Below are 12425 nucleotides of genomic sequence, written 5' to 3'. Positions count from 1 at the left end.
GGTGATCCCATCAGGCGAGGGGGAGGGGGAGATGCGTCAGTTCTGTTGTCGAGGCGGGTTGACGGTCCCAACCGAGGGCGCGGGGCAGGCGTAGGTAGCGATCGGAGCCGCGAAGCGGGAACGCCGGGGGTCCGTTGCCGACGAGCCCCGCTGCGACGACTCGCACGACGACGAGCCCGCAGCTGCGGATGTCTTCCGTCGTGACGTCGACCGAGATCATACGTACGCCGCGGTCGGTGAGCATTGCCACGCGATCTCCTGTGATCGGGGTGAGCGAGCCGAGATCGTGGCGCCGGTCGGGCCGGAGACGGGGGAGGGCCGCCGAGGCCATTCGAGGGTCCAGGTACAACTGGGCGATGGAGGGGAGGTCCGAAAGGGTGCTGAAGTCCTCCGGTACGGCGTCCCGGTAGCTTCGATCGGCACGGTAGGGCAGAAAGACGTGGGCTTCGATCGCGTCGGCGCGCATCGCACGCCAGACCTCCGACTCGGGATCGAGGAGCTGCCGGGTGATGCGGTGGAGGCCGAGGGCCTCCATGACGGCTTTCCGCGCGGCCGACCTCGGGTCGCTCCGACAGGCGCTGCCGAACGCAAACAGTCCATCCTGCTCAGGATCGCCGTCCTCGATGACGGCAGCGACGACCCGGCCGGGGAGGTCGGTGGGTATGTGAAGTAGCCGCACGTCGAGGCATGTCTTCCCGAGCATGCCGCGGACGACGCCACCGTCGTCGAGTTCGTGCGTCGAGGCGCCGGAGGCCCACCAGACGGTCGTCGCGTCGCGTTCGATCAGCTCGTCGATGGCGCCGGTCTCCGCGCTCGCGCGGTCCTGCCCGGCCGCGATCCCGGAGTACATCAACGAGTGCGTCGAGCGCTCCCCGGGCCGGTTCGACGCCCGCGTCTCCAGGTAGACGAGCGACGCCGGTACCCACACCTCGCCACCGGTGCGCACGTCGCGACCACGGGCCCACCGGACCGGGAGGTCTCTGGTGAACGGCGTGAACGGAAATCCGGGGAGCTGGTACTGCTCGGGTGTGTACAGGGCGAGCGTCTGCGGGTCCAGTGCATCCTCGCCACGGCGCGCGTGATCGTCCCAGCTGCAGTAGGTGAGGTCCGCGGGTACGGCGTTGCCGCAGTACCGTTCCACGGCTTCACCGATCGCGGCACCGCGGGCGGCGTCAAGATCGCCGAGGGAGGCTCCGAACCCGAACCCGTCGGCCCGCCACGCTGCGAAGCGCTCGGTGTGCGCGACCGTCGCTCCGTGCGAGCGCCAGAACGAAGGATCGTCCACCGATGGGGGCTGCGCTTGCGTCGAGGTGAGGATCCCGGTGCGCGGGTCGATGAGGCGGTCGACGTCGATCATGCGACGGTCCCGTCAGCGTGGCCGACCGCGGGCAGGATCAGGCGGCCTCGGTCGACGGTCTGGACGATGAGACGCGGGAGGCTGTCGGTCCCGGTCCGGTAGCGATCCGCGGTGCCGGTGTTCCTGGCGAGTCGCGGAAGGTCCGCAGCCGTCAGTTCAAGGACGAGCGAGTGTCCATGTTGCAGCTGGATCGACAGGGGACCGAGAGGGAGATGCAGGCGCACCTCGGTCGTGTCGGTGCTGGCTTCGGTCACGGCGAGTTCGACAGCAGGACCGCTCTCCGACACGAGGAGGAGCCGGAGGATCCAATCACCTACGTCCGCATCGCATCGGCCCTCGAGATCCACGGAGCCCCACCCCACGAACCTGGTCGCTGCAGTGGGGATCGGCCACCGGACGGCGTCGGCGCGCGCGAACAACGGGCTGCGATCCACCGCTTCCGCCCGGCTTGGGAAGGGGGATCGCGGATCGCTCTCCAGGACCGCAGCTCGGAGTTCGTGCACGTCCGAGGTGCTTGCCGGAGGCCAGCGGTCTGCGGTGTCCCAGGTGTCCGCCCCCATGACGAAGGTGTCGGCCCGCCGGAGCGGGAGGCGTCCGGTCAGGGCGTCGTCGATCCAGGTCAGCAGCTCGGTCGACCAGGCGATCCGTGATGCCTCGCCGTGGTCGAGTTCGCCCACCCGGGTTCCGACGGAGAACACCAGGTCGTGCAACCATGGGCCGACCAGGAGTCGCTTCGGCGTGACGGCGTCTCCGACGAGCTCCCAGTGTCCGAGGGTCCCGTCGACCAGCAGGTCGTGCCAGCCGCCGACGTGCAGACTCGGCGCACGGACGGCCGCGAGGTCGGATGCGGTGATCTCCTCACCCGTCAGCGCTTCCGGTCCCGCCACGATCACGGCATTCCAGCCGGGCAGAGCGACGCCGAGTCGATCGGCGATTTCGACGACAGGGAGGTGGTCGAGCAGGGTCGGATCCTCCCGGAAGACGATCGCGGATAGACCTTCCCTGCTCGTCCGGGCGTCTGCACGCTCGGCCCACCAGGCGGCGTGCTCGCCGAGGCGAAGGATGCCTGACGGCGAGAACTTGGTGCGTGCGAGCGACATCGATGGACCGAGGCTGACGATCGCAGCGGTCTCGTCAGGACGTTCGACGGCCATCGCCCAAGCGGTGTAGCCCGCGTAGGAGCCACCGATCACGATGATCCGTCCGTCGCTCCAAGCCTGCGCCGTGATCCAGTCCACAAGGTCGGCGCCGTCGGCCCGCTCGTTCCGATACGGGTCCCAAGTGCCATCGGAGTCGTAGCGACCGCGGACGTCTCCGACGACGAACGCGTAGCCGCGCGCGGCCCACCCTCGGCCCTCTTCGAGATGCTTCGAGCGACCGTACGGGGTCCGCAGCACCACGGTCGGTACCCGGTCTGCGGTCGGCGGTCGATGGACATCGTAGGCGAGGGCCGTACCATCGGCGGCGATCAGCCGCTGGTTCGCGAGGATCACAGCGAGGCCACTGCGGGAAGCGGGAGCACGGGGTGGTAGCGCAGCAAGCCATCCGCGCGGATCTCGACCTCCGTCGTCGCGTTCGGCACTTCGGTTCCGGACGCCCACGCGAAGAGGTCCGCGGCGATGATCGCAGCGGCGATCCCGGCTCTTCCGGGTGTTGCACGGAGCGGCACGGTCGGGAGGCCGTCGAGATGGGTCCAGAGCCCCTCGAGTTCGTCGAGGAGCGGGTCCGCGGCCCGTCGGCGCCCGCGATAGTCGAGATAGGAGGCGGCGTGGGGACCCGCACTGAACGGACCGACGAAGAGTGCGAGGCCATCGTCGTGGCAGCGGTGCAGGGGGATTCCGCTTGCGGCGAGTCCCGTCCAGTGCCGGTCTCGGAACCACGGTTCGACGGACACGACGGCGTCCGGCTCGGCATCGCCGATGAGCACTTGGACCAACCCCGACTGCGCGTCCAGTGCCAGTTGCAATGCGTCGGTCACAGCACCCCGTCCCAGGATCCGGACCTGCTTCGGTGTCACCTGTGCCTCGGTCCGTGCGGGATCGTCGATCAGTGCGCCTCGATGGCGAAGCTGTTGCTCGAGCGCCTCCGCGTCCGGTCCGAGCGAGGCCAGGTCGGTGCCGGACGAGATTGCGTTCGCAATCACCGACAAGCGGTCATCCGGTCCGTCGATCCGTTGATACCGTCCGCCAGGTTCGGCCAGTCGCCACGAGTCGGGCGCTGTGGCGTAGAGGTGGTATCCGGGGGCGAGGCGGGTCATGACATGGGGCCTTCCGACGACGGGGTGAAGTGGTTCGTTCGAGTGCAGAGCGGTGGTCGCCGCGCCGAAGCACGACGACCACCGGGTTCTCACTCCGCGTCGAACGCGAAGGGGTTGTGCACGAGAGCGTTCGTGCCCGGACCCTGTGGCGCGCTGAGCACACCGGCGGGAGCGATCGTCTCGAACGCGAACGGGTTGTGCACCAGCGCGTTCGTACCCGGACCCTGAGGTGCACTGAGCACTCCGGAGGCGGCGATCGGTTCGAGGGTGATGTTCTGCATGACATCGTCCTTTCTGTATTGAGAACCATTCTCAATTAACTCGACCCTAGAGAGCGTTCGTTGATTTCGCAACCGAATCGTCGGTTCGCTTCCCCCTCGCTTAATGAGTATGGTTCTCAATACGCGACGTGCTGTCGCGACGGAAAGGCATCAGATGCATGATCGACGGGCACCCTTCGCGAGCAGACCACGCACCCGGATCCTCTTGGTCGTCCTGGTCGTGTCCCTCGTCGTCCTGGGCGGGACTTCGATGGCTGTCGGATCCGTCGGGGTCACGCTCCCCGAGGTGATCGGCGTGATCCTGGCGCACCTCCGAGGAGGGCCGAGCGCCACGGGAGCGGTCGATCAGATCGTCTGGGACGTCAGGGCACCACGCACCATCCTCGCGACGGTCGCCGGGGGCGGGCTGGCGATCGCCGGCGCGGTGATCCAAGCGATCGTCAGGAACCCACTCGGGGATCCATCACTGATCGGGGTGACGCCAGGTGCGTCGCTCGGCGCCGTGGCGGTGATCGTCATGGGCGGCGGAGCACTCGGCGGCTTGCCCCTGACGATGGCCGCGTTCATCGGCGCTCTCGTGACCTTCGGCGTGGTGTTCCTGCTCGGGCGGTCCTCGGGCCGCATCCCTCCGACCCGGCTCATCCTCGCGGGCGTGGCCATTGGCTACCTGGTGTCCTCGATGACCTACTTCCTGCAGACCATCGCCACACCGAACCAGGTCCAGCGCGTGCTGTTCTGGAGCCTCGGCAGTGTGGGCGGCGCGGACTGGGGTGTGCTCCCGATCCCGGTGGTCATCGTCGTGCTCGGGACCGCATGGCTCCTTGTCAACGCCGTCGCGCTGAACGCCGTCGTCGGAGGCGATGATCTCGCTGCGTCACTCGGGATCGACGTGCCACGGCTGCAGATGACGCTCCTGGTTGTGGTCGCCGCCATGACCGGTTCGCTCGTCGCCGTAGCCGGTGGCATCGCGTTCGTCGGCCTCGTCGTCCCGCACATCGCACGTCTCCTCGTTGGCGCGGACCACCGCCGCATGCTGCCGGTGACGGCCGTCCTCGGCGCGATCTTCCTGCTGCTCGCGGACCTCGCAGCGCGGACCGTCCGTGCTCCTGCCGAGCTGCCGATCGGCGTCATCACCGCAGCCGTGGGCGCGCCGTTCTTCCTCTGGTTGCTCACATCGGGCAGGACGACGCGCGCCGTTCGTGCGCCCTTGACGGGTGCGCCAGCACTGCGGAAGGCGTTGCGCTGATGCGGGTCGAGGTCGACCAGGTCAGCATCGACGTCCACGGCTCGACTCTGGTCGACTGCGTGTCCTTCGTCGCGCCTGCGGGTGCGACTGTCGGATTGCTCGGCCCCAACGGCTCAGGGAAGTCAACCCTGCTGCGGGCCGTCTACCGTGCCCATCGTCCGGCGTCCGGCTCGGTCCGCATCGGCGGGGAGGACGTCTGGTGCCTTCGCGCGCGTGAGGCCGCCCATCGAACCGCGGTCGTCTTGCAGGAGGAGCAGCGCGAGTTCGAGTTCTCGGCTCGCGAAACGGTCGAACTCGGGCGCATCCCGCATCGACGACCTGGCCGTCGCACCCAGGGCTCGGATGAGGAGGCCGTCGGCCGCGCGATCGAGCTGTGCGGGATCGGCGAGTACGCGGACCGCCCGCTCGGATCACTCTCAGGCGGTGAACGACAACGTGTGGCCGTTGCGCGGGCCATCGCGCAGGAGACCCCGGTGCTCGTGATGGACGAGCCGACGAACCACCTCGACGTCCTCGCGCAGATCGAGCTGCTCGAGCTCGTGTCCGGGCTCGCGACGACCACCATCGTCGCACTCCATGATCTCGGGCTCGCGGCCGCGTATTGCGACCACCTCGTGGTGCTCGACCGTGGCCGTGTGGCGGCGTCCGGTCGTCCCGAGACGGTGATGACTGCGGCGCTCATCGCCGAGGTTTACGGAGTCACCGCCGAGATCGGCGTGAACCCGCTCACCCAACGTCTCGCCGTACACCTCGGCGCGGCAATCCCCAGAACCATCACGAATCCCGTGGTCCAGCCCGCGGGACGAAAGGAACCCCGACATTCATGAACCTCCACCCGAAACGCGCTGCCGCCAGCTTGGCCATCCTCGTTGCGACACTGATCACGTCCGCAGGGTGCGCGAGCGGAAGCACACCCGTCTCGACCGCCGCCGCTGCGACCGGGGAAGCATACCCCGTCACCGTGTCCAGCTGCGGAGCCGACTACACCTACGATCATGCACCGAAACGGGTGCTGCTGGGGGCTCCGGGTGTCATCGACACCCTCGACGCTCTCGGTGTCGGAGACCGAGCGATCGGCTATGCACTGGCCGACCTCGATAGCGGTGAAGCCAAGGCCCATCCGAAGCTCACGCACAACACCACCGATTGGACGCCCAGCAAGGAGTATCTCGTCGGCGCCGCTCCAGACCTGTTCATCGCAAACGACGAGCAGCAGTTCTCCGGAGATGGCGCTGCCGGACTCGATGACCTCCGAACACTCGGGTCCGGTCTGTACGTGCTCGGCGACTACTGCGCCGGCGCATCCGCAAAGCCATCGGTCGACGCTGTGTACGACGACATCGATGCGCTCGGTGCCATCTTCGACGTCCCGCAGCGTGCGAAAGCGTTGAATGACAAGCTGCGGGGCCGCGTCGCCGCAGCAGCCGCGTTGCGCGGCGACCAGCAGCTGAGAGTAGCCTCGGTGACCATCGCTGACGGGACGGTCTACGCCCTCACCGGCGCCGGGTACCAGGCGGTCCTCAATGCCCTCGACCTGAAGAACGTCTTCTCTGACGCGGGCGCGAACTTCACCCAGATCAGCCGTGAAGACGTCATCACCGCGGACCCCGACGTCATTTTTGTCACCTATGCAGGCGAGGGGGAGAAGGATGCGGCGATCGCATCTGCTAAGTCATTGTTCGCGGGGTCCCGGGCTTCCGAAGACGGGCGTGTCTTCGGGCAGGACGAGAACGCCTTCCAGGCCGGTGGTGTCCGCATCATCGGGGTTGTTGAGCAGGCGGCGAAGGACGCCTTCGCCGACTGAACCTGGCTCGACACGCGAGCGTGAGTTTCCGAGGTACTGCGTCGCGTAGCTCGGAGTCGCGCAACAGGTCATCCCGCGTCGGCGCTGGGCAATCGCCGCGATTTGCCCGCCAGGCGCGGCGTCCATCGTGTTCGGAATGGTCCCCAGTAACGCGCTTCCACGTGATCAGGTCTCATCGCCCCGAAATCGACGGTCGGCGAATTCGTCCAGCTCTCGGTGCCATCCGGCCTTTCGGCGGTCGTTGGCGAAGCTTGCATCGATGCCGGTCCTGACCAGAGGCCGGAGGTCCGCGCGTCCCAACCGGAACGCGTCCCGCACGCGGCGGTACTCGTCTGAACATCCGGGGGCCGTCGCTCCGAACCGTCATGGCGGCCATTGAGCTCTTCACACACATCGACAGGCTCAGAACTGGACTCTTCATCGACCCAGTGCCCGTAGAAACGAGCAGTGTTGGATGCGTCCCCGTGCAGAACCACCCTCAGCTTGCACCCGCTCCCCGGCTGGCATGTCTGCTTGCCCGCGTTTCCGACTGACCCTCCGGTCGTTGTTCGACGCGTGAATCACAATTCTACGACTTGTAGAGTTACTTGTAGCGCCTGCGTGGAGGTCCTCACGAAGCCCGCGACGCTCCGGTGCAAGCCCTGATGCCGTCCCCTCGGAGAAAGTTGTCTGTAGATGCCCTGTGATCGTTTAGCGGCCGCTCGGCGACGCACCTCCGGGCTGTTCGGACGGTGCCCGATGCCCATCCTCGTGGGTGTTCTCATCGCGGTCATCGTCGTCAGCGCGGTCGTCGCCATCGGTGTCGGAGCAGTTCCGATCACGCCCGGCGAGGTGCTGAACGCGCTCGGGGCAGGGGTGCAAGGTCGCGGTTCTGGCGCGACGGACTTCATCGTCTGGCAGCTCCGAACCCCTCGCCTGCTCGAAGCCCTGCTCGTCGGGGCGGGCCTTGCCACCGCCGGTGCGCTCGTGCAGGTTCTCGTCCACAATCCCATCGCGGACCCGTACACTCTGGGGCTGTCCTCCGGTGCATCTCTGGGCGCGGTGGCCATCCTGACGAGCATCGGTATCGGAACCTCCACCGGCTTGAGCCTCCCGATCGGGGCGTTCACCGGCGCCGCTATCGCCGGGGTGATCGTCTTCCTGTTCGCGACCTCGTCGTCAGGCATCAATGCAGGCCGCCTGGTCCTGGTCGGCATCGCGATCGGGCAACTGCTCTCCGGGCTCACGTCGTTCCTGGTCCTCCGCACGGGTGACAGCGACGCGACACAGCAGGTCATGTTCTGGCTGCTCGGGAGCCTCTCCGGCGCCACCTGGCAACTCCTCGGTATTGCGACGCCGCCCGTGGTCCTGATGTTCGTCGCCCTGGCGTTCCTCACCCGCCGCCTCGATCTGCTTTCCTTGGGAGACGCGACGGCGTCTGCGCTCGGCATCCATCCCGGACGCACCCGAATCCTCGTCTTTGCCCTCGCGGCCGTCCTGACTGGCACCGTCGTCGCGATCTCCGGAACCATCGGCTTCGTCGGGCTCGTGATACCGAATCTGGCCAGGATGCTGGTCGGCGGCAGGCATCGGAGGCTGTTGCCCATCTCGGCACTCCTCGGCGCCCTCCTCATGCTCCTGGCGGATACCGGGGCTCGAACGCTCCTCGCACCGACCGAGTTGCCGGTCGGCATCATCACCGCGCTCGTCGGTGTTCCGGTGTTCGTCGCCGTCGTCAGAAAGGCCGGTGTGCGGTCATGAGCGCCATCACCGTGAGGTCATTGGCCGTCACATTCGGCCGACTGGAGGTTCTCCACGACATCGATGTCGACGTCCCCGCGGGGAAGTTCACCGCCCTCGTCGGGCGGAACGGCAGTGGGAAGTCGACCCTGCTCGGGGCTTTCGCCGGGGGCACGGGCAAGACGCGTGGAACGATCCGAGTGGGAACCGAAGACCTACTCGCCCTCCGTCCAGCCGAGCGCGCGAGGCGAATCGGAGTCCTTCCGCAGGACGCGCTCAGCGGTGTCGAGCTCACGGTCGCCGAGGTGGTCGAGTTGGGGCTTCCGTCCGAGCGATCGCGTGTGCTCGCCGGCCGTGACCGGCGCGATGCCCGTGCGGCTGTCGATCGAGCGCTCCTGAGTGTCGGCGCCCTGGGACTCGCTGAACGCTCGCTCTCAGCGCTTTCGGGTGGAGAACGGCAGCGAGTCCTCCTCGCTCGTGCGGTCGTCGGCGACCCCGACGTCCTCGTTCTCGATGAGCCGACCAACCACCTCGATCCTGGCCATCAGTTCGACGTACTCAGCCTCGCCTCGTCCTCCGGCGCCACGGTCATCGCGGCCTTGCACACGCTCGACCTCGCCATCCAATTCGCCGACCATCTCGTCGTGCTCGACGCCGGGACGATCGTCTCCGCAGGTCCGCCGACCGAGGCTCTGACCGAAGAGGTCCTCACATCGATCTTCGGCGTGCGGGGTGCCTACCTCCCCGCGGCTCGGGGGAGGCGGCCGCATCTCACGCTCGATCAGCTCGACCCCGGACGTGCGGTAATGATCTCAGACCGGTGAGCGTTCCGCCGACGTCTGCGCTGCGCGGATTACGAGGCCGCAACCACCTCGTCGGCGATCGCTCGAATCACGTTCACGTTCAAGAGCCCTGGCGACAGCAATGCGCCGGAAGGCACGACGACGACATGGCGGTTCTTCACCGCTGAACTTTCCCGGAGGAGCGGACTGTCGAGGATCGCGTCGCGGAAGTCCGCGTCGCTGAGCTTGGTGAATCCGGATGCCGCGACGATCACCTCCGGATCCGCTTCCGTGAGCGCTTCGGCCGAGAGTGTCACGAAGTCCGACCGCTGGTCTCCGGCGATGTTCTCTCCGCCGGCAAGGGTGAGGACCCCGTTCGCAAAACTGGACTCACCCCGAACCGCGATACCCGCGCCGCCGTCCGGCACGGCGAAGACGGTGACGATCCGGACAGGTTCATCCCCGAGATCCGCGGTCGCCGCCGCGACCTCCTGCTTGAGTTCATCAACCAACGCCTCTCCGCGGTCGGCGACGTCGAAGACCTGAGCGAGGGCGGTGATGTACCGGTAGGTCGCGTCGATCCCGGTGGTGATACCGCCTTCCGTGACGCCGCAGGCGATCAGGGCGCTCGCGCCATTCTCAGCGAGGTCAGAGGCGGTCGGATTCCCCTGGAAGCCACCGATCTCCAATGCGGACATCCCTGTGACCAGATCTGGGTTCGCGGCGATCACCGCCTCCTTGTTACCGGTGCCTTGGTCGAGGACCGGTACCGACTCGAGACCTGCGCGAAGCTCGCCGTCGTAGTCGGCGATGAACTGGGGAGCCGCAGTGCCGACCAGACGGTCCTGTAGCCCGAGGCGGATCATGATCGCCGCGGCATTCGAGTCCATGGTCACCACCCGTTCCGGCGGGCTCTCGATCGTCACGGTCGCTGGGCAGTCCGACGATGCCGGCTCCGACGGCCCCTGGGTCGGATCTGTTACAGCGGTGGCCGTTGGAGCCACCGAGCACCCGGCCAGTGCGACCAACGTGCCCACGAGGGCGGGCAGAACAAGCAAGCGTCGACGCGACATGCAACCTCCTGAGTAGAAGCCAACTCTACATAACGTAGAGGACCATGTTTGTCGCGATCTACTTTGCGATCATCTCGGTCGACTAGTCCCTCGACGAGGCTGCTTCTCGCACCTCCTTCGAAGGCGCCGACTCAGCGCGCGCAGCTCGTGGATGGAGTCGCAGAGCTCGTCTCTCAGCGACGATGGCTGATCAACCTCGCCACGTTCCGGCGACCGCAGTCCGATAAGTGCAATGAACGATGCGAGGACAGCCACTTGAGTGAAGGCCAGTGCGTAGGCGATCATGATGGGCTCACCGATTCAACAGGGGAGATAGAAGACGCCCTCGGCGCTGACGGAGGGGCGCGCGTCGGCTCGTCGTTGCGTTGCCCTGACATGATTCGGGGACAGCTGCAGTAAGCGATCAGATCGGGCGACCAGGCCGGCGCTGCTACGAAGCTCAGCGATGCGAGCCAACGCCATCGAGACCTGGTGATGCCCGCACACACGGGCTGCGCTGTCGTCAGCGATGAGCTCGATCAGCAGATCGGTCGCGCGCTTGAATTCCGTCGCCCCCAGCACGCCCGGCAGACAGGCGGAGTTGATCAGGGCGAGTCGCTTCACGAGCGCATGCCGGTGTCGCAGATGAGCGCGCTCGTGCTCGATCACGGCGCGAAGCTCGCCGGCACTGAGCTCATCCTGCAGGCGGGTGGAGACGATGACCTCCGCGCGTCGTCCAGGCGATGTGCAAGCGATGGGGAGCGACGAAGCGATGAAACGGATCGTGAGCCGCCCGACGCGTTCAGAGCGAGCGAATCCGGAATCGAGGAGATCCGCGAACGATTTCTCGGCTTCGCGGTCGAGCTCGAGGAGTGGTTCCGCGCGTGCGAGGACGAGCGCGGACAGGCCGCCGACAATCGCCAAGGCCAACCACGCTGAGACGACGATGACCGTCGGACCGAACGCATCGGTCCTCATCGTGGGAACCATCCCGTTGACGCCGACGGCGAGTGCAACCGCGACGACCATGCTGACGATTGCGGCCGCTATTCCGCTCAGGAACGCCCCGTGCCAGAGGATCAGGGCGAGCCCGGGGCGTCGCATGCGCCAGTGCCCCCTCGTCAGGACGAGCGGCGCTGCGACGATCGTCAGTCCGGTGTAGGCGAGGAGTGCGAGGACCAGGGGCATGGACTCAGGGCTTACGGCGGGCTGCAGCATCCAGTGCTGAGCGGAGGAGTGCCACGTCGTCGTCGTCGAGGTCGCCGGCGAAGTGTATTAACGCGGCTGAACGGTCGCCGACGCTGGTCAGGGCGGTCAGCATCGCATCAGCCGCATATCCGGATTCCGTGGTGCTCGCGGAGAACCTGTTTCCCTGCGGGCCGTCCGACTCGCGCACCACGCTGCCCTTCAGTCGAAGTCGTTCGAGGACGGTGAGGAGCGTGGTGATGGCGGGCTGCTTGTCCGGAAAGTGCTCTTGGATCTCGCGGACACGGAGCGGCTCGGCGCTGTCCCACAGAATGCGCAGCACGGTGCTCTCTAGCTCACCGCGCGCACGCAAGCGCTCTCCCGCCATGAGCCGTTCCCTTCGATCGCAACCTCCGCGATTCTACATCCGGGAGTGCATGCGTCTACGTCTTGTAGAATGGACCCGGCGAGCAGGACAGACATCCCATCGAAACTGGAGAACACGCCATGCCCACGATCACCGAATCCTTCCGGGTCTCCGGAATGACCTGCGAGCACTGCGTCGCCTCCGTGACGCAAGAACTCACCGAGCTCGAGACGTTCGACAGCGTCAGGGTGACTCTCGAGGAAGGACTCGTCACGGTCACCTCAGCGCAGCCGATCGACGAAGAGATGATCCGTCAGGCCATCGAGGCGGTCGGCTACGACTTCGGTGGGCGCACGAACTCGTGAGTCGCCGAGC

The 12425-nt window shown here is 67.0% G+C and carries 13 protein-coding genes; 6 read left to right on the top strand and 7 right to left on the bottom strand.

All coding sequences use genetic code 11. The features are described 5' to 3' along the window. Positions 1–10: 10 nt before the first annotated feature. From CCK91_RS12350 to CCK91_RS12340, 4 genes are all read right to left on the bottom strand, one after another. Entirely contained in the window at positions 11–1357 is a 1347-nt protein-coding gene (locus CCK91_RS12350; RefSeq protein ID WP_086474256.1) for a YcaO-like family protein, read from the bottom strand. After that, positions 1354–2850, bottom strand: a complete 1497-nt coding sequence (locus CCK91_RS12345) for a CocE/NonD family hydrolase (RefSeq protein WP_165767043.1) — start codon at positions 2848–2850, stop codon at positions 1354–1356. The genes CCK91_RS12350 and CCK91_RS12345 overlap by 4 nt, the downstream gene beginning before the upstream one ends. Beyond that, on the bottom strand, positions 2847–3614 hold the full coding sequence (locus CCK91_RS19670; protein WP_165767042.1) for a hypothetical protein: 768 nt from the start codon (positions 3612–3614) through the stop codon (positions 2847–2849). The genes CCK91_RS12345 and CCK91_RS19670 overlap by 4 nt, the downstream gene beginning before the upstream one ends. 89 nt (positions 3615–3703) lie before the next feature. Further along, entirely contained in the window at positions 3704–3895 is a 192-nt protein-coding gene (locus tag CCK91_RS12340; protein ID WP_086474254.1) for a streptamidine-related RiPP repeat protein, read from the bottom strand. A gap of 103 nt (positions 3896–3998) precedes the next feature. Between CCK91_RS12340 and CCK91_RS12335 the strand changes: the two genes are divergently transcribed. From CCK91_RS12335 to CCK91_RS12315, 5 genes are all read left to right on the top strand, one after another. Continuing rightward, positions 3999–5141, top strand: coding sequence for a FecCD family ABC transporter permease (locus CCK91_RS12335; protein WP_369821897.1), 1143 nt, complete (start codon positions 3999–4001; stop codon positions 5139–5141). Beyond that, complete coding sequence (locus tag CCK91_RS12330) at positions 5141–5968, top strand: ABC transporter ATP-binding protein (protein WP_086474252.1); 828 nt, start codon at positions 5141–5143, stop codon at positions 5966–5968. Before CCK91_RS12335 ends, CCK91_RS12330 begins: the two co-directional genes overlap by 1 nt. Before the next feature lie 182 nt (positions 5969–6150). Beyond that, positions 6151–6945, top strand: coding sequence for an ABC transporter substrate-binding protein (locus CCK91_RS12325; protein WP_165767041.1), 795 nt, complete (start codon positions 6151–6153; stop codon positions 6943–6945). Between the two features lie 738 nt (positions 6946–7683). Next, positions 7684–8685 carry a FecCD family ABC transporter permease gene (locus CCK91_RS12320; protein ID WP_242664527.1) on the top strand — a complete coding sequence of 334 codons (1002 nt, stop codon included), beginning with the start codon at positions 7684–7686 and terminating at the stop codon, positions 8683–8685. Then, a complete protein-coding gene (locus CCK91_RS12315; RefSeq protein WP_086474249.1) occupies positions 8682–9488 on the top strand; it encodes an ABC transporter ATP-binding protein in 807 nt (268 codons plus the stop codon). The genes CCK91_RS12320 and CCK91_RS12315 overlap by 4 nt, the downstream gene beginning before the upstream one ends. 29 nt (positions 9489–9517) lie before the next feature. Here CCK91_RS12315 and CCK91_RS12310 read toward each other — a convergent pair whose 3' ends face one another. The 3 genes from CCK91_RS12310 to CCK91_RS12300 all read right to left on the bottom strand — a co-directional run bounded on the left by CCK91_RS12310 (position 9518) and on the right by CCK91_RS12300 (position 12071). Further along, positions 9518–10336 (bottom strand): ABC transporter substrate-binding protein, encoded by an 819-nt coding sequence (locus CCK91_RS12310; protein ID WP_255378000.1) that lies wholly within the window; start codon positions 10334–10336, stop codon positions 9518–9520. Between the two features lie 483 nt (positions 10337–10819). Then, complete coding sequence (locus tag CCK91_RS12305) at positions 10820–11686, bottom strand: M56 family metallopeptidase (RefSeq protein WP_165767040.1); 867 nt, start codon at positions 11684–11686, stop codon at positions 10820–10822. A gap of 4 nt (positions 11687–11690) precedes the next feature. Next, positions 11691–12071 (bottom strand): BlaI/MecI/CopY family transcriptional regulator, encoded by a 381-nt coding sequence (locus tag CCK91_RS12300; protein ID WP_086474246.1) that lies wholly within the window; start codon positions 12069–12071, stop codon positions 11691–11693. Positions 12072–12190: 119 nt separating this feature from the next. On the opposite strand from CCK91_RS12300, the gene CCK91_RS12295 reads away from it, so the two are divergent. Next, positions 12191–12415, top strand: coding sequence for a heavy-metal-associated domain-containing protein (locus tag CCK91_RS12295; protein WP_086474245.1), 225 nt, complete (start codon positions 12191–12193; stop codon positions 12413–12415). The last annotated feature ends 10 nt before the right edge of the window (positions 12416–12425 follow it).

The sequence above is a fragment of the Plantibacter elymi (nom. nud.) genome (genome assembly GCF_900177795.1).
Classification (GTDB): Bacteria; Actinomycetota; Actinomycetes; order Actinomycetales; family Microbacteriaceae; genus Plantibacter; species Plantibacter elymi.
Note: the sequence above shows the minus strand (reverse complement) of the source record. Positions and strands in the feature narration are given on the sequence as shown.

What these genes read in the sequence shown, in the direction of transcription:
- CCK91_RS12350 (WP_086474256.1), bottom strand. Translation starts at nt 1,357, where the DNA reads ATGATCGACGTCGACCGCCTCATCGACCCGCGCACCGGGATCCTCACC.
- CCK91_RS19670 (WP_165767042.1), bottom strand. Translation starts at nt 3,614, where the DNA reads ATGACCCGCCTCGCCCCCGGATACCACCTCTACGCCACAGCGCCCGAC.
- CCK91_RS12340 (WP_086474254.1), bottom strand. Translation starts at nt 3,895, where the DNA reads ATGCAGAACATCACCCTCGAACCGATCGCCGCCTCCGGAGTGCTCAGT.
- CCK91_RS12335 (WP_369821897.1), top strand. Translation starts at nt 3,999, where the DNA reads ATGAGTATGGTTCTCAATACGCGACGTGCTGTCGCGACGGAAAGGCAT.
- CCK91_RS12330 (WP_086474252.1), top strand. Translation starts at nt 5,141, where the DNA reads ATGCGGGTCGAGGTCGACCAGGTCAGCATCGACGTCCACGGCTCGACT.
- CCK91_RS12320 (WP_242664527.1), top strand. Translation starts at nt 7,684, where the DNA reads ATGCCCATCCTCGTGGGTGTTCTCATCGCGGTCATCGTCGTCAGCGCG.
- CCK91_RS12315 (WP_086474249.1), top strand. Translation starts at nt 8,682, where the DNA reads ATGAGCGCCATCACCGTGAGGTCATTGGCCGTCACATTCGGCCGACTG.
- CCK91_RS12310 (WP_255378000.1), bottom strand. Translation starts at nt 10,336, where the DNA reads ATGGACTCGAATGCCGCGGCGATCATGATCCGCCTCGGGCTACAGGAC.
- CCK91_RS12305 (WP_165767040.1), bottom strand. Translation starts at nt 11,686, where the DNA reads ATGCCCCTGGTCCTCGCACTCCTCGCCTACACCGGACTGACGATCGTC.
- CCK91_RS12300 (WP_086474246.1), bottom strand. Translation starts at nt 12,071, where the DNA reads ATGGCGGGAGAGCGCTTGCGTGCGCGCGGTGAGCTAGAGAGCACCGTG.
- CCK91_RS12295 (WP_086474245.1), top strand. Translation starts at nt 12,191, where the DNA reads ATGCCCACGATCACCGAATCCTTCCGGGTCTCCGGAATGACCTGCGAG.